Origin of the sequence: Streptomyces sp. NPDC016845 (assembly GCF_044332585.1) — a bacterium.
In the GTDB taxonomy this organism is placed as follows: domain Bacteria; phylum Actinomycetota; class Actinomycetes; order Streptomycetales; family Streptomycetaceae; genus Streptomyces.
Map to the genome: position 1 here is coordinate 26,712 of NZ_JBIRPI010000014.1, position 24,635 is coordinate 51,346.

General features: G+C 71.0%; 23 protein-coding genes and 2 pseudogenes. 12 read left to right on the plus strand and 13 right to left on the minus strand.

Going from position 1 to position 24,635, the window contains the following annotated elements; all coding sequences use genetic code 11:
• The first annotated feature begins 74 nt into the window (after positions 1-74).
• The 3 genes from ACH4RC_RS27950 (at position 75) to ACH4RC_RS27960 (ending at position 2,803) form a co-directional block, all read left to right on the plus strand.
• Complete coding sequence (locus ACH4RC_RS27950) at positions 75-461, plus strand: STAS domain-containing protein (RefSeq protein ID WP_398205826.1); 387 nt, start codon at positions 75-77, stop codon at positions 459-461.
• Positions 462-852: 391 nt separating this feature from the next.
• Positions 853-2,271 (plus strand): PP2C family protein-serine/threonine phosphatase, encoded by a 1,419-nt coding sequence (locus ACH4RC_RS27955; RefSeq protein ID WP_398205828.1) that lies wholly within the window; start codon positions 853-855, stop codon positions 2,269-2,271.
• 34 nt (positions 2,272-2,305) lie between these two features.
• Entirely contained in the window at positions 2,306-2,803 is a 498-nt protein-coding gene (locus ACH4RC_RS27960) for a hypothetical protein (protein ID WP_398205830.1), read from the plus strand.
• Between the two features lie 172 nt (positions 2,804-2,975).
• Here ACH4RC_RS27960 and ACH4RC_RS27965 read toward each other — a convergent pair whose 3' ends face one another.
• From ACH4RC_RS27965 to ACH4RC_RS28000, 8 genes and pseudogenes are all read right to left on the minus strand, one after another.
• Positions 2,976-3,767, minus strand: coding sequence for an ABC transporter permease (locus ACH4RC_RS27965; protein WP_398205832.1), 792 nt, complete (start codon positions 3,765-3,767; stop codon positions 2,976-2,978).
• Positions 3,764-4,804, minus strand: coding sequence for an ATP-binding cassette domain-containing protein (locus ACH4RC_RS27970; protein WP_398205833.1), 1,041 nt, complete (start codon positions 4,802-4,804; stop codon positions 3,764-3,766). Before ACH4RC_RS27970 ends, ACH4RC_RS27965 begins: the two co-directional genes overlap by 4 nt.
• A gap of 204 nt (positions 4,805-5,008) precedes the next feature.
• Positions 5,009-5,335 (minus strand): DUF1048 domain-containing protein, encoded by a 327-nt coding sequence (locus ACH4RC_RS27975; RefSeq protein WP_398205834.1) that lies wholly within the window; start codon positions 5,333-5,335, stop codon positions 5,009-5,011.
• Position 5,336: 1 nt separating this feature from the next.
• The gene (locus ACH4RC_RS27980) at positions 5,337-5,693 is read right to left on the minus strand and encodes a DUF1048 domain-containing protein (RefSeq protein ID WP_398205836.1); all 357 of its coding nucleotides are present in this window, start codon (positions 5,691-5,693) and stop codon (positions 5,337-5,339) included.
• Positions 5,690-6,016, minus strand: a complete 327-nt coding sequence (locus tag ACH4RC_RS27985) for a PadR family transcriptional regulator (protein WP_398205837.1) — start codon at positions 6,014-6,016, stop codon at positions 5,690-5,692. The genes ACH4RC_RS27980 and ACH4RC_RS27985 overlap by 4 nt, the downstream gene beginning before the upstream one ends.
• Positions 6,017-6,121: 105 nt before the next feature.
• A pseudogene (locus ACH4RC_RS27990) lies at positions 6,122-6,232 on the minus strand (threonine dehydratase); the annotation flags it as partial.
• A 185-nt stretch (positions 6,233-6,417) separates the two neighbouring features.
• Positions 6,418-7,647 (minus strand): SWIM zinc finger family protein, encoded by a 1,230-nt coding sequence (locus tag ACH4RC_RS27995; protein ID WP_398205839.1) that lies wholly within the window; start codon positions 7,645-7,647, stop codon positions 6,418-6,420.
• A gap of 43 nt (positions 7,648-7,690) precedes the next feature.
• Positions 7,691-10,618: a DEAD/DEAH box helicase gene (locus ACH4RC_RS28000; protein WP_398205840.1), complete on the minus strand. Its 2,928-nt coding sequence runs from the start codon at positions 10,616-10,618 to the stop codon at positions 7,691-7,693.
• Positions 10,619-10,865: 247 nt separating this feature from the next.
• Here ACH4RC_RS28000 and ACH4RC_RS28005 point away from each other — a divergent pair, with 247 nt between their 5' ends.
• Complete coding sequence (locus ACH4RC_RS28005; protein WP_398205841.1) at positions 10,866-11,063, plus strand: hypothetical protein; 198 nt, start codon at positions 10,866-10,868, stop codon at positions 11,061-11,063.
• Positions 11,064-11,482: 419 nt separating this feature from the next.
• On the opposite strand, the gene ACH4RC_RS28010 is transcribed toward ACH4RC_RS28005, so the two are convergent.
• The gene (locus ACH4RC_RS28010; protein WP_398205843.1) at positions 11,483-12,211 is read right to left on the minus strand and encodes an ANTAR domain-containing protein; all 729 of its coding nucleotides are present in this window, start codon (positions 12,209-12,211) and stop codon (positions 11,483-11,485) included.
• A 400-nt stretch (positions 12,212-12,611) separates the two neighbouring features.
• Here ACH4RC_RS28010 and ACH4RC_RS28015 point away from each other — a divergent pair, with 400 nt between their 5' ends.
• Positions 12,612-12,926: a hypothetical protein gene (locus tag ACH4RC_RS28015; protein ID WP_398205844.1), complete on the plus strand. Its 315-nt coding sequence runs from the start codon at positions 12,612-12,614 to the stop codon at positions 12,924-12,926.
• Between the two features lie 269 nt (positions 12,927-13,195).
• On the opposite strand, the gene ACH4RC_RS28020 is transcribed toward ACH4RC_RS28015, so the two are convergent.
• The gene (locus ACH4RC_RS28020) at positions 13,196-13,576 is read right to left on the minus strand and encodes a hypothetical protein (protein ID WP_398205846.1); all 381 of its coding nucleotides are present in this window, start codon (positions 13,574-13,576) and stop codon (positions 13,196-13,198) included.
• Positions 13,577-13,794: 218 nt separating this feature from the next.
• On the minus strand, positions 13,795-14,247 hold the full coding sequence (locus ACH4RC_RS28025) for an ATP-binding protein (protein ID WP_398205847.1): 453 nt from the start codon (positions 14,245-14,247) through the stop codon (positions 13,795-13,797).
• A 313-nt stretch (positions 14,248-14,560) separates the two neighbouring features.
• On the opposite strand from ACH4RC_RS28025, the gene ACH4RC_RS28030 reads away from it, so the two are divergent.
• The 7 genes and pseudogenes from ACH4RC_RS28030 to ACH4RC_RS28060 all read left to right on the plus strand — a co-directional run bounded on the left by ACH4RC_RS28030 (position 14,561) and on the right by ACH4RC_RS28060 (position 20,427).
• A complete protein-coding gene (locus tag ACH4RC_RS28030; RefSeq protein WP_398205849.1) occupies positions 14,561-15,427 on the plus strand; it encodes a helix-turn-helix domain-containing protein in 867 nt (288 codons plus the stop codon).
• 29 nt (positions 15,428-15,456) lie between these two features.
• Entirely contained in the window at positions 15,457-15,675 is a 219-nt protein-coding gene (locus ACH4RC_RS28035; RefSeq protein WP_398206021.1) for a DUF397 domain-containing protein, read from the plus strand.
• Between the two features lie 81 nt (positions 15,676-15,756).
• Positions 15,757-16,397, plus strand: a pseudogene (locus tag ACH4RC_RS28040) (SAM-dependent methyltransferase).
• A 181-nt stretch (positions 16,398-16,578) separates the two neighbouring features.
• Positions 16,579-17,826: an FAD-dependent monooxygenase gene (locus tag ACH4RC_RS28045; protein ID WP_398205850.1), complete on the plus strand. Its 1,248-nt coding sequence runs from the start codon at positions 16,579-16,581 to the stop codon at positions 17,824-17,826.
• 71 nt (positions 17,827-17,897) lie between these two features.
• Positions 17,898-18,935: a cupin domain-containing protein gene (locus ACH4RC_RS28050; RefSeq protein WP_398205852.1), complete on the plus strand. Its 1,038-nt coding sequence runs from the start codon at positions 17,898-17,900 to the stop codon at positions 18,933-18,935.
• 57 nt (positions 18,936-18,992) lie between these two features.
• Positions 18,993-19,847 carry a fumarylacetoacetate hydrolase family protein gene (locus tag ACH4RC_RS28055; RefSeq protein WP_398205853.1) on the plus strand — a complete coding sequence of 285 codons (855 nt, stop codon included), beginning with the start codon at positions 18,993-18,995 and terminating at the stop codon, positions 19,845-19,847.
• 133 nt (positions 19,848-19,980) lie between these two features.
• Complete coding sequence (locus ACH4RC_RS28060; protein ID WP_398205855.1) at positions 19,981-20,427, plus strand: MarR family winged helix-turn-helix transcriptional regulator; 447 nt, start codon at positions 19,981-19,983, stop codon at positions 20,425-20,427.
• Between the two features lie 39 nt (positions 20,428-20,466).
• Here ACH4RC_RS28060 and ACH4RC_RS28065 read toward each other — a convergent pair whose 3' ends face one another.
• Both ACH4RC_RS28065 and ACH4RC_RS28070 read right to left on the minus strand, forming a co-directional pair.
• Complete coding sequence (locus tag ACH4RC_RS28065; RefSeq protein ID WP_398205856.1) at positions 20,467-21,729, minus strand: extracellular solute-binding protein; 1,263 nt, start codon at positions 21,727-21,729, stop codon at positions 20,467-20,469.
• A 111-nt stretch (positions 21,730-21,840) separates the two neighbouring features.
• Positions 21,841-24,339 carry a beta-glucosidase gene (locus ACH4RC_RS28070; RefSeq protein ID WP_398205858.1) on the minus strand — a complete coding sequence of 833 codons (2,499 nt, stop codon included), beginning with the start codon at positions 24,337-24,339 and terminating at the stop codon, positions 21,841-21,843.
• Positions 24,340-24,635 lie beyond the last annotated feature (296 nt).

The following is a 24,635-nucleotide window of genomic DNA, read 5'->3' on the forward strand; positions in this document are numbered from 1 at the left end:
GCACACACACCTGCCGGGCTCTGAGCCTGCATCGCAGACCACCGTCCCGGCCGTCGCCCGGAACGGGAGGCGCCATGTCCGTGCCCCACCTGAACGTCCACCGGCTCGACGAGCGGAGCCGGGCACTGATCACCCTGGCCGGTGAGATCGACATCGAGACAGTGCCGTTGGTCAGCGGGTCACTGCGGGAGTGTCTGTACGGAGGTACATGCACGATCGACATCGACCTGACGGGTGTCACCTTCTGCGACATGAGCGGTCTCAACGCCTTCCTGCGCGCTCACAAGCAGGCCACCAGAGCGGGCGGCGCCCTGCGGCTGCACCACCCACCGCCCTCGCTGCGGCAGATCCTCACCCTCGCCGACTGCGCCTTCCTGCTGAACAGCACACCGGCGAGCCGCACCGGGATCGCACCCGCCGCGTGGCGGCCCGCGCCCCTGACGTCGGCAGGTGAACGATGACGCCTGCGCCCGCGCCGACCGGGCCACGAGCGCTCCGCCCTGGACGCGGTGCGCCTGCGCCGCCCCAACCGCCGGCAGGCCGATACCGCTCCCTCAGGGTCCGGCGGACCTGTACGCCGATTCTTCGTCGGACGCCGTGACCGGCGGGACGTACCGCCGTAGGAGAACTTCCCGCGGCGTCGGACGGACCGGACAGATCCGCGAACCTCCTCGGTCCCGCGGTACTGCACGCCCTGGTGCTGCGCGCCTGGTGCTCCGCGCCCTGGTGCAAGGACGCGCGGCGGACCGTGCGGACGGCCTCGCGCACAACGCCCGTACACAGCGGCCCGAGTGAGCGGCACAAGACGGACAAGGCGCGGGAGCAGGCCGGACGACGAACAGGACGGAAGGCATGGAATCGCCTGAGCGAGATCAGGAACGGGAGGCGCGGCGGATCGAGGCGGTGCGCCGCTACGACATCCTGGGCACCCCGCCGGACGGAGCGTTCGACCGGATCGCCGCGCTGGCCGCGCGCCTCTTCGGCGCACCGATGGCGACGGTGACGATCGTCGACACCGACCGGGTCTGGTTCAAGGCCGCGTACGGGCTCGACGGCGTCACCCAGGCCGACCGGGGCGCGTGCCTGAGCGCCTCGGTCATCGAGGGTGACACCCCCCTGGTCGTCCGCGACACCCGCCACGACCCCCTCGTCGGCGCGCACCCGATGGTGACAGGACCGGCCGGCGTCCGCTTCTACGCCGCCGCCCCCATCACCACACCGGACGGCCACCGGCTCGGTGCGGTCGACGTCCTGGACGTCCGGCCCCGCCGGATCACACCCGCGCGGGCCGCCGCCCTGACCGACCTGGCGGCGCTGGTCATGGACCAGCTGGAGCTACGGCTCTCCGCCCTGCGCATGCTGCGCAGGGAACGCGAACTGCTGGAGGCCGCCCACGCGGCAACGGAGCGGGCCGAGCAGGACCGGGCCAGGGCGGCCGAGTTCGCCGCGGCCCTGCGGAGCACCCTGCTGCCTCCGACGCTGCCCCAGGTCCCGGGCCTGCAGGCGGCCTGCCACTACACCACCGCGTCCGTCCACGATGTCGGCGGCGACTTCTACGACGTCTTTCCTCTCGGCGCCGACCGGTGGGCGTTCTGCCTGGGGGACGTGAGCGGCAGAGGCACGACGGCTGCCGCGCTCACCTCCCTGATCCGCCACACCCTGCGCGCCACGGCACCGCTGGAGGCCGACCCGCGCACCGTCCTCGAAACACTCAACACCGCCCTGCTGCCGGACCGGACCGCCGACGAACGCCTGTGCACCCTTGTCCTCGGCACCCTGGTTCCCGACCCCGCGGGCGGCTTCACCCTCACCCTGACCGGGGGCGGCCACCCTCCCGCGTTCCACCTGCGGCCGGCCCGCGACGGGTTGCGCCCCCGCGCGATTCCGGTGGAGCTGACCGGCGGCATGCTCCTCGGCGTGCTCGCCGATGCGCCGTTCGTCTCCCGGACGCTGCGCCTGGCACCGGGCGAGGCACTGCTCCTGTACAGCGACGGCTTCATCGCGTCACGTACCTCCCACGGCGCCCGGTTCGACGAGGAGAACCTGGCCGCGCACCTCACCCACCACGCGGCCACCAGCGCGGCGCCCGGCGCGGCCGCGATCATCGACGACCTCACCGCGCTCCTCGCCACCTTCCCCGACGGCCCGGCGGACGACGTGGCTCTCCTGGCCCTCAGCGCCGCACCCTTGAAAACCATCGGGGCACCCATCGGCGCATCGGGCACCACTCACACCAGCGTCCCCCTCCCTGCCGGCGAGAGCCGCTCGTGAACAGCGCGCGCGGCCGACGCGACGGGCTCGCGCCGTGGGCCTGGCCGTGGGCCGACCCGTACGGACCCTCAGCGTCGAGCCGTTCTTCATGGAACGCATCGGCGGCATCGAATCCGAGCTCGCCCCGCGCTCCATCGCGCTCATGCTCCAGACCGTCACCAGCCACGACGACGTCGGCCCGCCGCACGCGCCCGGGAGTGTGCCCGCCGTCTGGTCCGACGACGGAGCAAGCATCCGGGAAAACGTCGCCTATCTGGCGACTCCGGGACATCGCAGCATCGCGCGGGTGGCGGGACTCACGGGGCCTGCGCACACCACTGTGCGGGATGACGCGTTCGAGGCGAGCTGCCGCGAGCTGTCCGAACCCGTCGTGGTGCACACCGACTACTCCGGTGAGGACGGAGCACGGGCCACGCGCAGCCTGCTCATCACCCCTGGCCGTCCCACAGCGATCGTCTACGACCACCCCGCACGAGTACCGGCCCGCCTCGCTCCCGCTGAGGTGGGCCGGCACACAGCCACAGGATGGTGACGCGCCCCGGTCGGCGCGGTGGCGAACGTGGCGGTCGTTCTCGGTCCCACTGCTTACGGTCGTGCCGCCGGCGAGTCGGCGGCGGACGCGGCCGGGGGCGCCGAGGCAGTCACGGTGACGTCGTCGACGACCGCTGTCACGACGTCGACCGCATCCTCCGCCGCCTGCGCGCCTACTTCGGGTCGCGGTTGAACCGCGCCGTCGCCCAGCGGTGCCCGAGCACGGTCAGGCCGACACACCAGACGAGGGCGATCCAGCCGTTGTTGCCGATCTCGGTGCCGAGGAGCAGGCCGCGCAGGGTCTCGATGGCAGGGGTGAAGGGCTGGTACTCGGCGATCGGCTGGAACCAGCCCGGCATCGTCGCGGCCGGGATGAAGGCGCTGGAGATGAGCGGCAGCAGGATCAGCGGCTGGGCACTGTTGGCGGCTGCCTCGGCGTTCGGGCTGGCCATACCCATCCCGACGGCGATCCAGGTGAGCGCCAGGGCGAACAGTGCGATCAGCCCGAATGCCGCGAGCCACTCCAGGGCCGTGGCGTCGGTGGAGCGGAAACCGATGGCCACGGCGACGGCCCCGACGAGGACCACGCCGGCGAGACACTGCAGCACACTGCCGACCACGTGCCCGATGATCATGGAGCTGCGGTGGATGTTCATCGTCCTGAAGCGGGCGACGAGGCCCTCGTTCATATCCATGGAGACGTATACCGCGGCCCCGATCACAGTGGAGCCGACGGTCATCAGCAGAATGCCGGGAACGATGTAGGCGATGTAGTCGGAGCGGTCCGCCCCGTGGCCGGCGATTCCGGCGCTCATCACGTCGCCGAAGACATAGACGAAGAGCAACAGGAGCATGATCGGCGCGAGCAGCAGGTTCAGGGTGCCGGACGGGTAGCGTCGCGCGTGCAGCAGGTTGCGCCTCAACATCGTGTTCGAGTCGCGGACGGCGAGGGCGAGGCTGCTCATCGGGCGTTCTCCTTGGCCTGGCGGGACGGGCCGGACTGGTGGGACGGACCGAACCCAGCATGTTCATCGGACTGGTTGGGCACGTCGGTCTTGTCGGTGAGGGCGAAGAAGACATCATCGAGTCCGGGGGTGTGGACGGTCAGTTCGTCGGCCTCGATACCGACGGCGTCCAGGCGGTCCAGGATGGAGCGCAGCGCACGCTGGGTGCCGTCGCTGGGGAGTTGCAGGGCCAGCGCCTCGTCGTCGCGGGCGGACCCGCTCAGGGCGAGGGCGGCGGACTGGTAGGCGGCCGGATCGGCGAAGCGGAGGCGTACGTGGCCTCCGGGGACGAGCCGCTTGAGCTCTTCCGCGGAGCCTTCGGCAGCGATCCCGCCGTCGTGCAACACCGCGATGCGGTCGGCGAGTTCGTCGGCCTCCTCCAGGTACTGAGTGGTGAGGAAGACGGTGACACCGCCGGAGACCAGCCCGCGGATGATCTGCCACATGGTGTGGCGGGAACGGGGATCGAGACCCGTGGTGGGCTCGTCGAGGAAGATGATCCGCGGGGAGCCGATCAAGGTCATGGCGATGTCCAGACGGCGCTTCATGCCCCCGGAGTAGGTGGAGGCGGGCTTTCCCGCCGCCTCGGTGAGGTCGAAACGCTCGAGCAGTTCGGCGGCGACCCGGCGCCCCTCCTTTTTGGACAGGTGGTGCAGGTCGGCCATGAGAAGCATGTTCTCCTCGCCGGTGATCAGACCGTCCACGGCGGAGAACTGCCCGGTCACTCCGATCGTGGCCCGCACCGCCTGCGGATCGGCGGCCAGGTCGTGGCCGCCGACGTGCAGGTCCCCGGCGTCTGCCTTGATGAGCGTGGAGAGGATCTTGACGGCGGTGGTCTTGCCGGCGCCGTTGGGACCGAGCAGAGCGAACACCGACCCGGCCGGAATGCGCAGATCGATGCCGTCGAGGACGGTCTTGTCGCCGTACGACTTGCGCAGGCCTATGGCGGATACAGCGGCGGACGCCGGACGGCCGCCCCTCCGTATGGATGTGGGCATGACAGATGAGGGCATGTTGGCTTCCTTCAAAGGCAGGAGGCTGAAAGGGTCTTCTGTGGCGGTTACGAGGCCGCCGGGCCCCGCGCCTGGCGGCCTGGCCCCGCGTCTGTTCGCGCGTCTGTTCGCGCGGCGCCCGGGGCGAAGGAACGGCGCGCGCGGGCCACTACGCCCACGCCCACTGGCATGACGTGACGGGGTTACTACTTACTTCTCGGCCGTGCCGGGGGCCCCGCCGATCGACTCCTGGTAGACATCCGCGTAAGTGCGTGAGTCCTTGACCAGGTCGTCGCAGAACGCGGCGACGTCCGTGCCGATGAGTTCCAGGACGCCCTTGCCCGAGGCGGCGCCCTCTTCGAAGAAGTCGACGATCTCAGGCAGCAGAGGTCCGTCCGACAGGCCGACCGGTCCGACCTTGAACAGGTACTTCTGCATCTCCTTGTAGACGATCCAGTAGTCCGGCGGGAGCGCCTTCACCCGAGCGACGTGCTCCCGCCACTGCTTCTTGCCTTCGATGATGTCCTGGATGCCCACGTCAGCCTCCCAGCCGGCTCAGTTTGCGCGCGACGTTCCTGTTCAACTGCTCACGCCACCGGTCGCGAAAGGTCCGGGCCCCTGCTCCGCCGGCCAGCGCCGTGCAGAATCCCCGGATGTCGTCGCCGAGCACCTCGTGGACGCTCTGCCCGTCCGCTGCCGACACTTCGAGCAGCCCCAGGGCGGCGTCGAGGATCGGCATCAGGTTGCGGCCGGTGAAGTCCCCGTAGGGAAAGAGGTGGGCGACGATCTGGTCCCACGCCGCGCGGTAATCGTCCGGCAGGGCCTCGACCCGGACTCCGAACGCCTTCCAGTCCCTGGTGAGATCGCTGCCGGTGATGGTCTCCCAGAAGTTCATTTCCCGCCCTCCTTGAGCCTGTCGATGCGTGATGACACGTACTGCCATTTCGTCCAGAACTTCGCGAGCTCCTCGCGTCCGGCGTCGTTGAGCGCGTAGAACTTGCGCGGCGGACCCACCCCGGACGGCCGCTTCGTCACCTGGACGAGCTTGTTCCGCTCCAGTCGCAGCAGGATGGTGTACACCGTCCCCTCCACGACCTCGGTGAAGCCGAGCTCGTTCAACTGCCGAGTGATGGCATACCCGTAGGTCTCCTCACTGCCGATGAGTTCGAGCACGCACCCTTCGAGCGTGCCCTTCAGCATCTCCGTCAGATCGTCCAATGCGAGCCCTCCTCGGTCGCCCCCGTGCGGCGGTACTGCGTGGTACTGAATACCGGTATACAGTAATGCCGACTACCGGTACTCAGCAAGACGCAGTAGCAGAGGGCGGTCAGGGTCTTCGAGGATCGCCGCGATGCCCAGCGCGGCCGACGGTTCAGCGACGAGGCCGGCGTGGTCGAGGAGCATCCGCATACCGGCGATGACCGACGCCTCCTGCGCAGAGCGAAGTTGCTGCGGAACTGAGGAGGCGCCGGGCCGGGTCACCCCGAGGGCGGCCGCGCCCTGCGGCTACCACCGATGAGCGACCGCCGCCGGAGAGAGTGTGCGGATCCTCGCTCTGCTCCGTCGGCTCACCCCGGTGGCCACAGCCGGCCGGTCCCCGTCACGCAGGCGAAGGCATGTCACCCCCGTCGCACGGTCCACGCTCCGGTCAGCGCGGTGACGGGGTCCGTATCCGGATCGGCGCACGGCCACCACTGCCCGTCCTCCTCGGCGTACGGGTACCAGCGGCCGTCCGGCCCTGCCCTGAGCTGAAGGCCTGTGGCGCCGAGTGTCAGGCGACTGCGCCACGTCTTGATCGGGACGGGTTCGTCGGTCATGTCGGCGAGCGCGGCGCTCAGGGCGGTGCGGGCGGCCGCTACGACGGCAGGGGCGGCGAGCGTGTCCTGCTCGGCGACGGTGACGCCGACCGGGCCGCCGTGGCGCCAGGCGCGAATGAGGCGGGCGAGTTCCAAGGCGCCGAGGCCGGTGCCGAGTTGAAGGGCGTCGGACCAGCCCGCGGTGTCGTGCGACGCGGCGAGGCGGACCGCGTCGTGCCGCTGGGCGAGGTGGACGGACGTGGTGTCGCCGGCCAGGAGCTGGCGGGCCCGGCGGGCGGTGTCGGCGGCGAGGGCTGACAGGTCGTCCAGGTCGAGTCCGGTGTTCGGGGGCGGTGCGACGGGCGGCGCCGTGCCGCGCAGAGCGCCCAGGGCCGGTGGGGCGGGCAGGGGTGGCTGTGCCTCCTTCCACCGGGTGTAGGCGGCTGCCGCCGCGACGCCGGCCGGTGTGAGAACGGCGGGGCTCTCGGCGGCGTGGGCGGTGCGCCGCTCGCGCAGGGCGGTGAAGATCTGCTCGCGGGTCCGGCCGCGCATGGCGAACAGGGTGAAGGGGTCTTCGTCGACACGGGCGGCGATGGCATAGCAGAGTGCGGCGGCGTGCTTGCACGGGTAGCCCCAGTCCGGGCAGGAGCATTCCGGGTCGAGTTCGTGTGCGCGCGGCAGCAGCGGGACATCGGCGCCGCGGGCGTCCTCGACGAGTTCCTCGGGCATCTCCCCGTCGAGCAGCGCCGCGACGTGTCGCGCGCGGGCGGCGACGGTGTCGAGCAGCGACTCCCACTGTGTGGAGGTGAGTACGGGGACGTGGACGGCCGCGCGGTAGGGCCGGGGCAGGCTGCCCTGCACGGGGGCCTTGATCTTTCCGGGAGCGACGGTGATGTCACCGACCATGCCCTTGCGGGCGTAGGTACGCCCGCGGGAGAGACGACCGGCGTCGAGGGTGGAGTCCTCCAAGGCGCGCACCCATGCCTGGCCCCACCACGTGGCGGCGAAGGCGCGGGAGCCTCGGGTCGGGGCACGGCGGGCCGCTGGGCTCATGACGTGGTCCTTCCACGGCGTGCGCGGGGGGTGTGCCGTGTGGTCATGACTGCCTGCCCAGTGCGACGAGTTCGGCGAGGTCGTCGTCGCCGAGTTCGGTCAGGGCCACTTCACCGGAGCCGACGACCGCGTCCGCCAGGGCTCGCTTCGATTTCAGGAGGCCGGCCACCTTGTCCTCGACGGTGCCCTCGGCGACGAACTTGTGGACCTGGACGGGGCGGTCCTGGCCGATGCGGTAGGCGCGGTCGGTGGCCTGGTCCTCGACGGCCGGGTTCCACCAGCGGTCGTAGTGGATGACGTGGGTGGCCCGGGTGAGGTTGAGGCCGGTACCGGCCGCCTTCAACGACAGCAGGAACACGGGTGCCTGGCCGTCCTGGAACGCGGCCACCATCTCCTCCCGCCGAGCGACCGGTGTAGCGCCGTGCAGGTACAGGGCGGGCGTTCCCCGCTCGGCGAGATGGCGTTCGAGCAGCTTCGCCATCTGGGTGTACTGCGTGAAGACGAGAACCGACTCGTCTTCGGCGGTGATGGTGTCGAGCAGCTCGTCGAGCAGGTCCAGCTTGCCGGACCTGGAGAGCAGTGGACCCTGTTGGCGCAGGTACTGGGCCGGATGGTTGCAGATCTGCTTGAGCGCGGTGAGGAGTTTGAGGACGAGGCCACGCCGCGCGATGCCGTCACTCTCTCGGATGCGTTCCATCGTCTCGCGCACCACGGCCTCGTACAGGGACGCCTGTTCGGTGGTGAGGGCGACGACGCGCTCGGTCTCGGTCTTGGCCGGCAGTTCGGGGGCGATGCCGGGGTCGGACTTCTTGCGGCGCAGCAGGAAGGGGCGTACGAGGCGGGAGAGACGCTCGGCCGCGTGCGGGTCCGCACCGGATTCGATGGCGCGTGCGTACTGGTCTCGGAAGGCGGTGAGGCTGCCGAGCAGGCCCGGGGTGGTCCAGTCGAGCAGGGCCCACAGTTCGGAAAGGTTGTTCTCCACGGGCGTCCCGGTGAGAGCCACTCGCGCGCGGGCGGGTACGGCGCGCAGTTCGCGGGCGGTGGCCGCGTAGGGGTTCTTGACGTGCTGAGCCTCGTCCGCGGCGACCAACGACCATTTCACGCCGGAGAGCCGGGCGCGGTCGCGGCGCAGCACGCCATAGGTGACCAGGACGAGTTCGTCACCGGCGAGGTCGTCGAGGTGCCGCCCGCCGCCGTGGTAGCGGCGCACGGGGACGGTGGGGGCGAACCGGTCCGCCTCCCGCTGCCAGTTGCCGAGCAGGGACGCCGGGCAGACCACGAGGGTGGGCCCGGCCGTCGCCGCGTCGGTCTGGCGGTGCAGGTGGAGGGCGAGCAGGGTGACCGTCTTGCCCAGGCCCATGTCGTCGGCGAGGCAACCTCCCAGGCCGAGGTCGCACATCTCGGCGAGCCAGGCCAAGCCGCGCTTCTGGTAGTCGCGCAGGGTCGCGCCGAGAGCTTCGGGCTGCGGGGCCGGTGGACGGGTTTCAGGGTCGCGGATGCGCTGGGCGAGATCGGCGAGCGCGCCGGTGGCCTCACACGGCACCCTCTCGCCTTCGTCGACCTGTGCCTCGCCGGTCAGCGCGACTGTCAGCGCCTCCATCGGCGTGAGCGGTTCCATCCGGCGGCGCTTGGCGCGGGCGACCAGCTTGGGGTCGGCGACGACCCATTGGTCGCGCAGCCGCACCAGCGGGCGGCGCGTCTCGGCGAGGGTGTCCATCTCGGCCTCGGTGAGCGGCTCGCCGCCCAGCGAGATCCGCCACTCGAAGTCGAGGAGGCTGTCGGCGTCCAGGAGGCCGGGGGCGCTGGAACCGGGCGCGGTGCGCTGTTCTACGACGGCCTGGGCGGTCAGCGCCTTGACGAGTTCGCGCGGCCAGTGCACCGCGATGCCGGCGGCGTCGAGCGCGGTCGTGGCGTCGCCCAGCAGGTCGAAGGCCTCCTCGTCGCTCAAGCGCAGTTGGTCGGGCGTGGCGTCGGCGAGGAGTCGCCCGAGTGGTTCCCAGACGCGGGCACCTCGGCGCAGGGCGAGCAGCGTCTCGGTCTCGGCGCGCGGCCCCAGGAGCCGCTCGGCGCCGCCGGGGTCGGACCACACCTGGGCGGCCGGGACGACGAGGGCCGGGTCACGGACGGTGTGCAGTTGCAGGACCGCCCGGAACGACCTGCGTCGGCCCTCGGGCGCGTCCACGCGCAGCGAGACGGTGATGTCGGCGTCGAACGCGGCGTCCGTCTCCTCGGCCCACTCGCGCAGCGCGGGCACGGGCCGGCTCTCCCGCCAGGCGTAGGGCAGCTCTCCCGCGGCCAGCGGGGCGGCCGGGGTGCGGGCGATCGTGTCGGCGACGGCGTCGCTGAACTCCTTTATGAAAGCGCCGGGTTCGGCGATGCGCACGGGTGGCGGACCCACTTCGGACAGACAGTGCGCGTGGGGCGGGAACGCGGCGGCGAGTTCACGCAGATAGCCGCGGTGCCCGGCATCGTAGGGGCCGACGCGCCACACGTCGTACCCCTGCGGGCTGAGCCCCGGGTACAGACGCCCTTCGGCGATCATCCCGAGCGCGTAGCGCGCGGTCGTGCGCCACGCCGCCACGGAGGGGTGCACGTCCTGGCCTCCCTCGCCCACGTCGGACGACGTGACCAATGCGGTCAACGCGACGGGCAGCGGGACCGACCATCCGTCCACCGTCCGACGCCGCGCCCCTCGGCCGTGCGGCAGGACCAGTTCGACCGCGCCCGCCTCGATGCCCGACGGCGGAGTCATCACCTGCGCCAGGACGCCGGGCCGCGCCGATGTGGGCCGCCAGAGAAACAACCGGCCGTGCCGACTGGGCTCCTGCGGCACGAACACCGCCGCCCACCCGTCCCCCAGCAGCCCTGCCACCCAAGCCACCGCATCCGGCTCGACCAGCGGCGGGAGCCACGGCCTGCGCGTCCCCGCCCTGGCCATCCTCCCCACCTCACCGATCACACCACGGGCCATGCCGCCCTCCCCCACACCGTCCGTCCACCGCACCCAGCGGTCACGCAGCGTAAACGCTACCCGCTGCCTCTGACAGAACGCATCCCACTCCCTAATCGACCACGAATCGGTGAGCCACGACAAGCTCTGGCCACGGCATCGTCGCGGGTGCGCGATGCGCCGACGGACGCGGCCAGAGGTGCGGCGAGCGCGAGGTAAGAGGGGCCTGCCCACGCCCAGTGGTCTTGATCCTGACCGTGTCGGACCGGTGGACGTCGCCGTGGTGGCCTTCGACGGCGACCGGCTCAACGGCGGCATCGCGCCCGCCCTGCCAGGGCCGCAGACGGGGTGGCCGCTGTGGCACGGGCGGGGCACGGCGGAGCCGTCCGTGCAGGCGAACCAGCAGCCGTTCGGGCGTTGCGTGCGGTCGGCGCCTCCCAGCGGATCGACGGCGTACACCCGGTAGCGCCCTCGGGGCCAGGGACGTTGGCGGACCGGACCAGGCCGGTGGCCGAGCCACCGGCCAGCACCAGGGACACGCCCGACCGGTGCCGTGTGCCGTGCGCCGTGTGCCGTTCCACGTTCCACGTGGAGGAGAAGGCACTTGAACTCGGATGGGCCTTCTTCGGGCCGGTCATCAGCGAAGTGACAAGCGTGGCTGAGGGTTTCGACGCGTCTGATCCGGAGACGGTGCGTCACTTCCTCGGAGCGGTCTTCCGGTCCACCCAGCGAGTGCGCCGAGAAGCGCTTGCTCCGGGGGTGCATACCCGCCTGTTCGCGCGTGCCCGACGATGTTGAAGTTCACCTGCCGGTCATGAGCAGCTCCGGCCCCGGACTTTCGGCCCCGTTCGCACATGCGTCACTCATCAGAATGGTGTCGGCGCGTCACTCGGGGATCGACCGGCCCTCGTGGACCACGGCGTGGGCCAGGTCCGTGAGGTCGACGGCGTGGCTGAGCGCATGCGCGCGCAGCCGGTCCAGGGCCTGGTCGACCGGGATGCCGTGGCGGTAGCTGATCATGCCGGAGGCCTGGTGGATGACGGCATGCAACTGCGACAGCGGGATGAGCGAGGGGTGTTCGTCCTCGGGTGTGGCGGCGACGGTCATGCGCAGAAGCAGCAAGGCGGCGCTCAGGTGGGTGGTGGCGGTGTGCTGGTCGGCCAGGGACAGCGGGCCGGGCCGGTCGCGGTAGAGGGACAGCACCAGACCCCCCACGCCGCCTGGGCCCGGTCCGGTGGTTGCGGGGAAGGGTGCGGGCAGGGCGAAGGCGGCCCGAATGCCCCGGGAGCGGGCCTCGTGCGCGAACAGCGGCCAGGCCTGAGTCGGCGGCGAGAGGGAGAGATCGTCGGCGTGGACGGGCCCGTGCCGCTGCAGCGCCTGGACGCAGGGTCCCTCACCGAGGTTGACCTGCAGTGTCTCCCCGTCGTCGGCGAGGGGGCCGTCCCAGCAGAGCGAGACCCGGCCGGCCAGGGCGGCGTCGGAAGCCAGGGCCAGACCCACCGAGTACGGGGTACGCAGCGCGGCCCGGCAGACGGCCGCGATCGAGTCTGTGCCCTTGTGGCGACGCGTCAGATGAGCGGCCAGTTCGACTGCTTCCTCCGATGGGAACGTCACGACGAACTCGCGACGCGCGTGGGCGTCCAGGTACGCAGGTGGTTCATCGGCGTGGTGTTCCGATCTCCGGCATCCACCACCAGTGCCGCCACGACCGGGAGCCAATGTCAGTGTCATCAAGCTGGAATGAGCAGCGTCATACGCGGGGCGGCCAGGTTTCAGCCTACTCCCCGGCTTCCGTCAGCGCAGGCACCCGGGCGGCCGGGCGACGACGCCGCGGCCGGTCCTGGACGAGGGCCTCTGCTTCGGTGCCGCGATCTCGGGCCCGGCGAGCGGGGATATGCCACTAAAGGATGCACTTCAGTCATATAGGTGGCCCTGGAGGTGAAAGGAACGGCAGGGTCTGCGGAGCAAGGGCTCGCACTTCAAGGCCCATTGGCCCCACGGGAGGACACCAGATATGAAGTTTCGGAAGCGTCTCGCCGGCGGACTCGTCGCGGCATCGGCTCTCCTCGGCGTCGGCCTCGTGCCGGCCTCCGCGGCGTCGGCGGAACCCGCGGCGGCAGCCACACAGGGCACGGCCCCGGCCTGCGTCAAGCGGGACGTCGTCAAGCACAGGAAGTACGTGAAGGTCACCAACAACTGCAGCGAGGCCATGCACTTGAAGGTTGTCATCGACTGGGGCAACGACTCCCCGTGCCTCACCTATCAGCCCGGTGAGCAGTGGGAGTGGAACTGGGGCCGAGGCTCCTACGGCAAGGTCGTCACCTGCTGAACGGACCGGTAAGGCCCCAGCGACGGCTTGGCGCCCGGCCCTGCCGTGACCTGCGCTTCGGGTGCGCGCACAAGCACTGACACGGTGCACGGGCATGGGGTGATCGACACCGCCGGTCCTGTCCGGGAGGGCCGCGCGGTGTCACAGCTGATCGCCGTGCATTCCGCGATACCCGCGGTCGTGGACCGGGTCGGCGCGGCTGACCATCTCGCTGTGACGGGGCGCGTCGTGGTCACAGCGGCACCGTGAGGGAGATGACCGGTGGAGGATCACGGGGCGTCGGCGCTCCTGGACGACAAGGGCTCCCAGGTGTAGCGAACACGTACGCCGTGGTCCTGGAGCCAAGCCGTCTCACGGTGGCGCAGCTCGAAGGCGGATTCCGGGGCGATGGCGCTGGGCCAGCGAACGAGTACCGCGGTGACCTGGCCCGCCTGCGCCAGGTGCCGCACGTGCTGCCATCCTCGGCGCTGGACGGGGTCAGGCTCCCCGTAGAGGTCCGTCACGACCTCGGCGATCGTCAACTGGCGTTGCCGTGCGAACGCCTGGCCTTCCGCCCGCGCACACTGTGTGGCCTCCCGGTGTGCGTCCAGAGCGCGGTCGGCGCATATGTAGAGCACCACGGGTGAGACGGTGTCGCGGCGGAGATTCATCGGAGCCTTCTTGGGATGGTTGTCTCGGGGAAAGTGGAGCGCTGCCGCGTACAAGGGGTGCGGCTGGACCGTACGGCGCCGGCCTCGGGAGCGAACGGTGTGCCGAAGAGGGCGAACGCCGTACGCACCACATCGGAAGCGGCCGCCTTCCGCCCGCGTCGCCGCTGGTGAGCCGGGTGCGCCTGCGCGGCACTCACAGGTCACGGCGATGCCCGCCATCAGGAGCAGGCTGTCAGCTCTGCCCAAACGACCTTGCCGCCGGTGCGAGGTGAGCGTACACAGCCCCAGTGGTCCGCGAGTTGCTGGACGAGGAAGAGGCCTCGTCCGCTCTCCTCCAAGGGGTCGGCGTGAGGTTGGGGGCGGCGGACGGGGGCCCGGCTCTCGTCGTGGAGTTCGATGCGCAGGCGCCGCTCGGCGCGGGTCAGCGTGAGCCCGCACAGAACCTGTTCGCTGCGGGTGTGGAGTACCGCGTTCGTGGTCAGCTCGGAGGTCAGCAGCATGGCGTCGCCGCAGGTGTCGCTCTGCATCCGCCAGGCGCGCAGCCGGTCACGCACGGTGTCGCGGGCGGATCCGACGCTGACACATCGGGCGGGCAGATAGAACCAGTGTTCCCGGTGCGGCACGATCGTGGCTGATGCGGCGGCCGGGCCTGAGGACGGGGGCAGGGTCACAGGTGTCGCCTTCCAGGGCGTTGCGCGGGCCGACTCGAAGCGGCGGCCGGTGCTGTCGCTCGTTCGGTGGCGGGCAGGTGCCCGCTCCGGCGCCGTGGGGCGGGGCGTTGCCGACGGCATCCGCGGTCCGCGTCCGGTGCGTGGCGGATGCTGGGTCAGGGCTGCCGTACGAGCGCTCACATGCCGACTATGCGCGTGATCACCACATGCCGCAACCGACTCCCTGATAATTTCAACGGGCGGTTATCACTCTGGATACCTCACCAAGTCTGCGTCAAAATGGTTCGGTTGACGAGCCCTCAGGAGGTGCGGCGTGAGCGAGGCCCGTACCGGCACCAGCGCACCGACCGTCCTGCGCATGATCCTGGGACGTCGGCTGCGGGACATGCGGCTCGCGGCCGGCGCCTCGCTGGAGGACGCGGCGAGAGCGCTGCGCGTGAAGACCTTGACGATCCGCCGGCTGGAGAAGGCCGAGGTCGCCCTCAAGCCGCTGTACGTGGAGAAGCTCCTGGAGACCTATGGCGCGCAGCCCCCGGAGATCGACGAGTTCGTCGATCTGGCCGAGCAGGCCAACGAGCCCGGCTGGTGGCACTCCTACCGTGACGCCGTCCCCGGCTGGTTCACCGCTTACGTCAGCCTGGAGACCGGGGCCAGAACCCTGCGCACGTACGAACCCCAGTATGTGAGCGGCCTCCTGCAGACGCCCGACTACGCCCGCGCCGTGTTGCGCGGCGGACTTCCCAACGGCAGCGACGAGGAGGTCGCACGCCGTGTGGAGCTGCGGATGCGCCGCCAGAGCCTGCTGGAACAGAAGGACGCTCCGACCTTGTGGGTGGTCATGGAGGAAGCCGTCCTGCATAGGGAGGTCGGTGGACCGGAGGTGATGCGGGAGCAGATCGAGCGGCTCCTGGACGTCTCCGCGCTCGCGCACATCAGCGTCGACGTCGTGCCCTTCACCGCGGGCGCGCACGTGGGTGCGTGCGCCCCGTTCACGTATTTCCGCTTCGAGGAGCCCGAGCTGCCCGACATCGTGTACAGCGAACTCCTGTCGGCCGCCGTCTACCTGGACCAGCGCCCGGACGTCGTCGCGCACCTCGAAGCCCATTCCCGGATGGCACTGCTCACCTCGTCCGAGGACAGCAGGAAGATTCTGCAACGCATGCGCAAGGAGTACTCGTGACGGTCGGCGACAGCGGCGTCTACAACGGGATGCCGGCTCAGGACTTGGGTGAGCAGGGCTGGATGCGGCCCTGGAGCGGGCCGAACGGCGGTCAGTGCGTCGAGACGAAGAGACTCGCCGACGGTCGCGTGGCCGTCCGGCAGTCCACCGACCCGACCGGACCGGCGCTGATCTGCACCCCGGAAGAGATCGCCGCGTTCGTGCGCGGGGTCAAAGAGGGCCTGGCCGATCACTTGATCACCGGGTGAGCCGGCGAGGCGCATACGAGACGGGGACGCCGGCCCGCTTGCGGGGCGCGGGCCGGCGGGCACACGCGTGAAAGGGCGGACATGAGCACCAGCCACGGCGGCCGGGACCTCGGCACGAGCAGGGTGCACTCGGTCCGCACGTACGACTCCTTCCTCGGCGGGAAGGATCATTTCGACGTCGACGCGACAGCGGCCCTGGCCGCCGCCGAGGCCCACCCGGGACGGCCCTCACCGCCCGCGAGAACCGGGCGTTCACGCACCGGGCCACTCGTCTGCTGACCCAGGAGCACGGCATCCGCCAGTGGCTCGGCATCGGCACCCGCATCCCCACCGAGCCCGACCTGCACAAGGTCGCCCAGCCCCTCGTCTTCGACGCCCGCGTCGTGTACGCCGACAACGACCCCCTCGTCCCCGCATACGCCGAACGCCTCACGCGCAGCGTCACGCAGGGCCGTACCGCCTGCGTCGAAGCCGACGTCACCGATCCCGACACGTTGCTGAGCGCCGTCGAGGACGCCGGCCTCCTGGACTTCTCCCCGCGGGCCGGGACACCGGCGCGGTTTCGCTCCCCCAGCGACGTCGCCCGCTTCTTCGACGGCCTTGACCTGATCGCCCCCGGCATCCGCTGCTGCCACCGGTGGCGTCCCGCCTCCCGTGCCACCGGAACGGAACCCTCGGACGCCGGCATCAGTCTGCCGGCAGGCGTGACCATCAAACGCTGACACCCCGGATCAGGCGACGAACCGCACGGTGGGGCACCTCATGGCACGACCGTTGACCTGGTGGGCGCACCGACTTAACATCGTCAGTACACCAATGGTTGGTGTACGGACTGTTGACTGAGGACGCTCTCTCCCCGCGCCTCCGTGCCCTCCCTCCCTCCCCTCAGCTCAAGGAGGCCGAATGCCCACTTCTTCCGCGTCACACCTCGCCGTCGTCGGCGGCGGGATCGGCGGCCTCGCCGCCGCCCTGGCCGCGGCACGCGCCGGACACCGGGTGACCCTCGTGGAGCGGGCCGCCCGGTTCGGCGAGATCGGCGCGGGCCTCCAGCTCGCCCCCAACGCCTCGCTCGCGCTGGAGGAGCTCGGCGTGCTGAACGCCGTCCGGCGCCACGCCGTCGCCCCACCCCGCCTGGTCATGATGGACGCCCTGACCGGGGATCAGGTCACCTCGCTCGATCTGCGCGGCGACGCCTACACCGAGCGGTTCCGGCACCCCTATCTGGTGACGCACCGGACCGACCTGCACGCCGCTCTTCTGGCGGCCTGCGAGGACCACCCCGCCATCTCTCTGCGCACCGGACACACGGTCACCCGCGCCGAACAGGACTCCTCGGGAGTCGAACTGCACTTCGCCGAGTCCCATGAGGTGCTGGCGGCAGACGCCGTGATCGCTGCCGACGGCCTGCACTCGCGCCTGCGCCAGGCCCTGGTCGGCGACGGCGACCCCGTCTGCTCCCGGTACGTCGCCTTCCGAGGCGCCCTGCCGGCCGAACGCATGACCGGCCGGATGTCCCAGCACGCCGCCTCCGAAGCGGTCATGGTGTGGGCCGGACCCCGTATGCATCTGGTGCAGTACCCGGTACGCCGCGGCGAGCTCTACAACCAGGTCGCCGTGTTCGAGAGCGACCGCTACACACCGGACTCGGACGACTGGGGCACCGAGTCCGAGCTGGAGGAGCGTTTCGCGACCGCGTGCCGGGCGGTGCGCGACGCCCTGCCCCTGATCTCCCGGGAACGACGCTGGCCGCTGTTCGACCGGCTGCCCGTCAGCAACTGGGTCCACGGGCGGATCGTGCTGCTCGGGGACGCCGCCCACCCGATGTTGCAGTACCTGGCCCAGGGCGCCTGTCAGGCCCTGGAGGACGCGGTCGCGCTCGGCCGGGCGCTCGCCCGGGACACCGGCCTTGACGAGGCGTTCGCCGCGTACTCCGCCGTCCGCGAAGAGCGTGCCGCGCGCATCCAGACCAACGCCCGGCGCTTCGGCGAGATCTGCCATCTGGAGGGCATGGGGGCCACTCTGCGCAATCTGCTGCTGTCCGCCCGCTCGCCCGAGGACTTCGACGACATCGCATGGGTGTGGACTCCGGCCACCGCTCCGGCGACTACTCCGGCGACCACTCCGGCCAACGCCGCCGTCCCCGCTCCGTGACGCCCCCCGACCCCGCGACACCCCGACTCCGCGACTCCGCGACCCCGCGACACCACCCGACAGGAGGACTCATGACCGACGACCCCGCCTACAAGGCGCTGGAGAACCTCGGCGCCGCCCCGCTGTGGCGGTTCTACGGGAACCTGTTCCCCGCCGAGCCCAAGAGCCGGGCCGTGCCCTACCGGTGGAGCTGGCGCGACCTGCGCCCGCAGTTGCTGCACTTCTCCAGGACGCTGTCCCTGGACGAAGCCGAGCGCCGCGTCCTGATGCTCGTCAACCCCGGTCTCACCGACCCGCCGGCCACGGTCAACTCGCTGTACGCGGGGCTGCAGATCATCCTGCCCGGGGAGACCGCGCAGGCCCACCGCCACACCTCCAACGCCTTCCGCTTCATCCTGGAGGGCAGCGGGGCCTGGACCACGGTCGACGGGGAGCGCGTCTTCATGGCTCCCGGGGATCTGCTGCTGACCCCGGGCTGGCACTGGCACGACCACACCCACGAGGGCACCGACCCGATGATCTGGCTCGACGCTCTCGACTACCCGCTCGTGAACGCGCTCGAAGCGGGTTTCTACGAGAAGTACCCGCAGCGGCTGCAACCGGTCACGCGGCCCGACGACGCGGGCAGCCGCCAGTTCCTGCACGGGCGGCTCACCCCGGCATGGCTGACCCAGGAGGGCCCCAACTCCCCCGTCACGCGCTACACATGGACCGAGACCGAGCGCGCCCTGGACGCGATCGCGGACAGCGCCGAGGGTAGCGCGGTGGACGGCATCGTCCTGGAATACACCAACCCCTGGACCGGCGGCCCTGTCATGCCGACGATCGGCTGCCGCGTGCAAAGGCTGCGCCCCGGGTTCGACGGGGCGGGGCACCAGCACACCGCCTCCCAGATCTTCAGCGTCGTCCGCGGCGAGGGGGCCACCATCGTCGACGGCGTACGCCTGGACTGGTCCCGGCACGACACCTTCGCGATCCCCGGCTGGGCCTCCTACCGGCATGTGAACACGTCCGGCTCCGACGACGCCGTGCTCTTCTCCTACAACGACGAGCCGGTCATGCGCTCGCTCGGTCTCTACCGCAGCCGGAGCGCCGATCCGGGCGCCTGATCCTTCCTGCCCGCATTCCTCGACCGCTCTTCCCCACCCTTCCTCAAGGAGACCCTGATGCGCCTCGCGCTTTTCGACAAGGGGCGGCTCGGGCTCGTCGACGGCGACGCTCTCGTCGACGTGACCGACCAGCTCGCGCCGTTCGCCTCCTCGCCGTCCGGTGCGCTGCACCAGTACATCGAACGCGCCGAGCGCGGCGAAGCGCCGCGGTTCGACCTCTCTTCCGGGGCGCGCGTGCCGCTGGCCGAGGCGGCCCTCGAGGCACCGCTCCCCCGCCCCGGCAAGATCATCGGCGCGCCGGTCAACTACCTCGACCACAAGGCCGAGATGGAGTACACGACCTCGATCGCCGACCTCGGTGTGTTCCTCAAGGCCAACTCGTCGGTGATCGGCCCCGGCCAGGACATCCTGCTGCCCTACACCGACAAGCGCACCGACCAGGAGGGCGAGCTGGGCGTCGTCATCGGTCGCACCGCGGCCAAGGTGAGCGCCGAGAACGCGCTGGACCACGTCTTCGGGTACACCTGCGTGCTGGACATCACCGTCCGCTCCGGGGAGGACCGTTCCACCCGCAAGTCGTTCGACACGTTCACCCCCATCGGCCCCTGGGTGGTCACCGCCGACGAGATCCCCGATCCGGACGCCTTGGAGCTGCGCTGCGACGTCGCGGGCGAGACGCGCCAGCACACCGACACGGCCGATCTCATCTTCGGGGTCCGCCAGTTGATCGCGTACACGTCGTCGGTCATGACGCTGCACCCGGGCGACGTGATCGCCACGGGAACGCCCGCCGGCGTGGGACCGCTCCACCACGGTGACCGGGTGGTGCTCGACATCGAGCGCGTCGGCCGCCTGGAGGTCGGCGTCGACGGCTCCGGGGCCACGGCCTACGCGGAGCGCCCCGGACTCTAGCCTGCTCCCGTGCGACGTGGTGCCGCCCATAGACTTTCCAGGACACCCCGGGACTCCCCAGCGGATGTCCGCCGCCGGGCGGCACCACGTCGGCACACGTCGGCACACGTCGGCACAGAGAAAGACGGAGACCGTGGCACGCGCACTGGACCTGCAGAACTACATCGGGCACCTGATCCGACGCGCCGAGCAGGTGCACACGGCCCTGTGGTCGCAGCACGTGTCGCGGGAGGTCACGTCCCAGCAGTTCGCCGTGCTCAACGCGCTGTCGCACGAGCCGGGGATCGACCAGCGCACGCTGGCCCGCCTGACCTCCCTCGACCGGTCCACGGTCAACCAGATGGTGCGCCGCCTGACCGCGCAGGGACATGTGAGCCAGGTCCGCGACGCCGAGGACCGCAGGCGCACCCTGCTGGAGCTCACCGATCAGGGCGGTGAACTGCTCGCCGCCCTGATTCCGCCCGCCGAAGCGATCAACGAGCAATTGCTGGGGCTGCTGCCCACGGCCCAGCGCGAACTGGCCGTCGACAGCCTGCGGCGCATCGCCTTCATGGAGGAGTCCCTGGGGAGTGGCGACTGAGGCGCCCCGGACCGCTCGCGCCCGCGGGGCAGGGCTGTCCTAGTCGAGCTGGCCGTCCCGGTAGGAGCGGTCCATTGCCTTGAGTGCGTCGGTGACGGTCGTCCGGCCTGCGAACAGGGCGTTGATCTGGCGGAAGTGCGTCTGCTGGACTTCGGAGTTGGGCCATGTCTGGTCCATGAAGGGGACGGTGGTCCCGTTCTTCTGGCGCCGGGCCACCTCGGCCACCGCGGGGTCGGTGGTGAAGGCGGAGTTGGGGATGGCGGGCAGGGTGGTGCCCCTGCTGTTGTAGAGGTTCTGGCCCTTGGCGGAGCCGAGGAAGTCGGCGAAGGTCTTTGCCTGGCGTGGGTGCGGGGTGTGCGCGTTCACTCCGTAGGCAGCGGAGACGGCGGCGGGCATACGTGTCTGCTGAGGGTCGTCGGAGGCGGGCAGGGCGTGCAGGGTCAGGTCGAGTCCGGGTGCGGCGGCCTTGAGTTCGGCGATGGTGGCGGCGACCTGGACGATCCCCACGGCCTTCCGGGAGGCGACCTGGTCGAGGCTGTCCTGGTAGGTGGTGGCGAGGGGATCCGTGCCGAAGCATCGGCGGTCGTTCATCTCCAGGTACTTGCCGAGCGCGTCCTTCCAGGGCGAGCGGGCGAAGCTGGTGCGGCGTTGCTCCATGTCCGCGGCGAAGGTGGGCTGCCCGGCGTAGACGGTCCCCGCGGCCAGGGAGTAGGAGATGAGCTGGGTCACCCATGGCGTTTCGTTGCCCAGGGCGAACAGGACTTTCCCGTGCTCTCGGGCCTTGTCGCAGAGCGCCAGGACCTGCGTGTACGTGGTGGGTACGGCGCCGCCGATCTCGTCGAGGGTCTGGGCGGCGTAGATGGCGCCGATGGCGCTGTAGCTCGCCGGGACGATGTCGACACGGCCGCGCTCACCGGCGACGGAGGCGACGTCCTCCGGCAGGTTCCAGGCGAAGCGGCGCAGGGTGAGATCGGTCAGGAAGTGCTGTCCGGAGAGGACCACGGCGGAGGCCGGGTTGCCGTTGCCGGGCCAGACGGTGAAGACGTCGGGGCCCTCTCCGGCTTCGAGGTCGCGCGGCAGGTTCTTCTGCAGCCGGTTGGTGTCGGCGTAGGTGACCGTGACGGTGATGTCGGGGTGTTCCGCGCGGAACACCTTGAGGACGGAGGCCATGGCGACCTTGTCGGTGACGTTCGCAAGCACGGTGAGCCGGGTCCCGCCGCCGCTTCCGAAGGCGCATCCGGTGACGGTCGGGAGAAGGGTGAGCGCTGCCACGCTCAGGGTCAGGCGTCTGGTGCGCGACACAGGGTTTCGCTCCCACGGGTAGTGCACGGCCGGGGCCGCGGGGGTCAAGTGGTGGACGGGTACGGCGGCCTCCGGGGCGGCCGGGGCGGGCCGCCCCGGAGGCCGGTGCGGTCAGCTGACGGCGATCGCGCGCTGGGCGGTGACAGCGCGGGAGGAGCGGGCGGTGGCGAGGGTGTATGTCCCGGCGGCCAGGCTCCACTTGCCGGACTGCCAGACCGTCAGCTCCTCGGCGGGCACGGTGAACTCGATGCGGGTGGAGGCCCTGGCGGCCAGGGGCACCTTTCTGAAGGCGACCAGGCGTCGCGGCTCCGCGCCGGCGGAGCCGGGCAGCGTCGCGTACAGCTGGACGACGTCGGTGCCGGTGCGGGTCCCGGTGTTGGTGACGGTCAGGGCCACGGTGGCCTTCCGGGCCGCCTTGTCCCACGCGGCTTCCAGGGAGCCGTGGGCGAAGGTGGTGTAGGACAGGCCATGACCGAAGGGGAAGCGGGGCGTCTGGCCCTTGGTGTCGTAGAAGCGGTAGCCGACGGCGGTGCCCTCGGCGAAGGTGACGGTGGCGTCGGTGCCGGGGTAGGTGGCCCGGGTGGTGCCGGGTCCTTGGGTGGCGTCCTTGGGGAAGGTGACGGGCAGTCGCCCGCCGGGGTCGCTGTCGCCGAAGAGGACGGCGGCCAGCGCGCTGCCCGTCCCGCGCCCGCCGTACCAGGCCTGCACGACGGCGGCGACGTCACCGGCCCACGGCATGGCGACGGGCCCGTCGGTGTTGAGGACGACGATGGTGCGGGCATTGACGGCGGCGACCTGGCTGATCAGCTGGTTCTGGTCGCCGGGCAGGTCGAGCTGGGCATGGTCCATGTCCTCGCCCGCGACCCGGTTGACGAAGACGACGGCGGCGTCCGCGCCGCGTGCGGCGTCCACGGCCGCCGGGATGAGGGAGGTGGGCTGCCAGCCGAGGGTGAGACCGCAGGTGCCGGTGTCGGCGGTGGCGTTGGTGTAGGTGATCTCTACGGTCACGGGGCGGCCGGCGGTCAGGTCCGCAGTGCCGTGCAGGGGGTAGTCGAAGGGCCCGAGGAAGAAGCGCCTGCTGTGCCGGGTCCCGGTGACGACGGTCCTGGCGTCGATCGTGAGCCGGGTCGTCCCGGCGGGCAGCAGCGAGAAGCGGTGCGGTCCTGTGGTGGTCGGGGTGAGGGTGCCGGTCCACTTCGCCGACCAGACGGCGGGCAGGCTGTCGAGGGGAGTGGCGGTGAAGTCGACCGTCTGGACGGTCCGGGTGGCGATCGGCGTGCCGGTGGCGTCGCTGCCCGCGTAGTAGGTGACGTCGAGGCCGTTGGCACCGGCCCTGGTGCGCAGGGCGGTTGCGGGCACCGTCGTGAGCGGGATGTCGCCCACCGTCCCCTGCGAGGCGATGACGGTGGTGGTGGCACCGGCCCGGTCGCGGATGGCCTGGAGCGGGGTCGTCCAGGCACCGGGGTCCACGTAGCTGGAGCCTGCGATGCCGGTGAAGGTGTCGGTGCCGCTGGGGCCGATGACCGCGATCTTCTTGAGGGACGCGGGCAGCGGGAGGGCCTTGTTCTCGTTGGTGAGCAGCACGGTGGCGCCGACGGCCGCGTCGTGTGCCAGGTCTTTGTGGGCCTTGCTGCTGACGTCGGCGGCCGGGATCGGCAGGGGGTTGTCGAACAGGCCGTTCGCGTACATCGCGGTGAGGATGCGGCGGGCCGCGTCGTCGAGGCGGGCGCCGGTCACCGACCCGTCGGTGAGCTGGCCGGCGGTGAGCTTCACGCCCGCCGGGCCGAGCCCGGCGAGGTCCATCCCGGCCTTGGCGGCGGCGACTTGGTCGTCTCCGGCCCAGAAGTCGGGCACGGTGTAGCCCTTGAGGCCCAGGTCGGTCTTGAGGAGGGTGAACAGGGCCGGGCTCTGGCCGGCGAACGTGCCGTTGATCTTGGGGTAGGCCATCATCACCGAGGTAATGGGGGCGGCCTTCAGGATGCGCCGGAAGGGGCCGGTGTAGATCTCGCGCAGTGCGCGGTCGGTGACCTTCGTGTCCGTGAAGAAGCGGTTGGTCTCCTGGGTGTAGCCGGCGAAGTGCTTCACGGTGGCGACGACGTTCTGGCTCTGCACGCCGAGGGTGACGGCGGTGCCGAGCTGACCGGCCAGGAGCGGGTCCTCGCCCATGCCCTCGGCCTGGCGGCCGAAGTGCCATGTGCGCGTGATGTCGACGGTGGGGCCCAGGAGGTTGTTGTAGCCCTTGGCGCGGCCCTCGGCTCCGATGGCCGCGCCGATGTTCCGCAGGAGCGTGGTGTCGAAGGTCGCGGCCTGGGCGAGGGGGACGGGGAAGGCGGTGACGCCCGTTTCGCCGCGCAGACCTGCGGAGGCGTCCACCATGGTCAGGGCCGGTATGCCCAGGCTCGCCAGGGACGCGAAGTCGCAGCGGATCAGTGCTTCCTTCTGCGTGGCGGTCATCTTGGCCAGGAGCGCGCCGGCCCGGTCCTGGGGGGCTTCGGCCGGATCCTCGGGGGTGCCGGTGGTGGCCGCTCCCGCCCGGCCGGTCAGTACGGGCGCCATGCCGACCGCGACCGCGGTGAGGGTGGCGCAGGACAGGAAGGTGCGTCGGTTCACTGGCGGCTCTCCGAACTGGGTGGCGGCCATGAGGGGCGGCGGCCACGTCGGCGCCGTCGGATCGGGGCGTCGTGAAACCGCCGGGCATGGCCGGGGTGGGTGGCTGCTGGACCAGCAGCGCTCAGAGGCTGCCGAGCCGTTTCACTGCCTGCCTTCGCGCACGGTGGATGTCGCGCCCCACGACGTTGTTTCCGTGCCGACGGGAGTTCCTGAGGAAACGCCTCGGTCAACGCAGGGGAAATTATGGGAGCTTGCGCGCCGGGTCAACCCACCGGCCCGGAGCACTTCGTTCCACA

What these genes read in the sequence shown, in the direction of transcription:
- ACH4RC_RS27950 (WP_398205826.1), top strand. Translation starts at nt 75, where the DNA reads ATGTCCGTGCCCCACCTGAACGTCCACCGGCTCGACGAGCGGAGCCGG.
- ACH4RC_RS27955 (WP_398205828.1), top strand. Translation starts at nt 853, where the DNA reads ATGGAATCGCCTGAGCGAGATCAGGAACGGGAGGCGCGGCGGATCGAG.
- ACH4RC_RS27965 (WP_398205832.1), bottom strand. Translation starts at nt 3,767, where the DNA reads ATGAGCAGCCTCGCCCTCGCCGTCCGCGACTCGAACACGATGTTGAGG.
- ACH4RC_RS27970 (WP_398205833.1), bottom strand. Translation starts at nt 4,804, where the DNA reads ATGCCCACATCCATACGGAGGGGCGGCCGTCCGGCGTCCGCCGCTGTA.
- ACH4RC_RS27980 (WP_398205836.1), bottom strand. Translation starts at nt 5,693, where the DNA reads ATGAACTTCTGGGAGACCATCACCGGCAGCGATCTCACCAGGGACTGG.
- ACH4RC_RS27995 (WP_398205839.1), bottom strand. Translation starts at nt 7,647, where the DNA reads ATGAGCCCAGCGGCCCGCCGTGCCCCGACCCGAGGCTCCCGCGCCTTC.
- ACH4RC_RS28000 (WP_398205840.1), bottom strand. Translation starts at nt 10,618, where the DNA reads ATGGCCCGTGGTGTGATCGGTGAGGTGGGGAGGATGGCCAGGGCGGGG.
- ACH4RC_RS28015 (WP_398205844.1), top strand. Translation starts at nt 12,612, where the DNA reads ATGAAGTTTCGGAAGCGTCTCGCCGGCGGACTCGTCGCGGCATCGGCT.
- ACH4RC_RS28020 (WP_398205846.1), bottom strand. Translation starts at nt 13,576, where the DNA reads ATGAATCTCCGCCGCGACACCGTCTCACCCGTGGTGCTCTACATATGC.
- ACH4RC_RS28035 (WP_398206021.1), top strand. Translation starts at nt 15,457, where the DNA reads ATGCCGGCTCAGGACTTGGGTGAGCAGGGCTGGATGCGGCCCTGGAGC.
- ACH4RC_RS28045 (WP_398205850.1), top strand. Translation starts at nt 16,579, where the DNA reads ATGCCCACTTCTTCCGCGTCACACCTCGCCGTCGTCGGCGGCGGGATC.
- ACH4RC_RS28050 (WP_398205852.1), top strand. Translation starts at nt 17,898, where the DNA reads ATGACCGACGACCCCGCCTACAAGGCGCTGGAGAACCTCGGCGCCGCC.
- ACH4RC_RS28055 (WP_398205853.1), top strand. Translation starts at nt 18,993, where the DNA reads ATGCGCCTCGCGCTTTTCGACAAGGGGCGGCTCGGGCTCGTCGACGGC.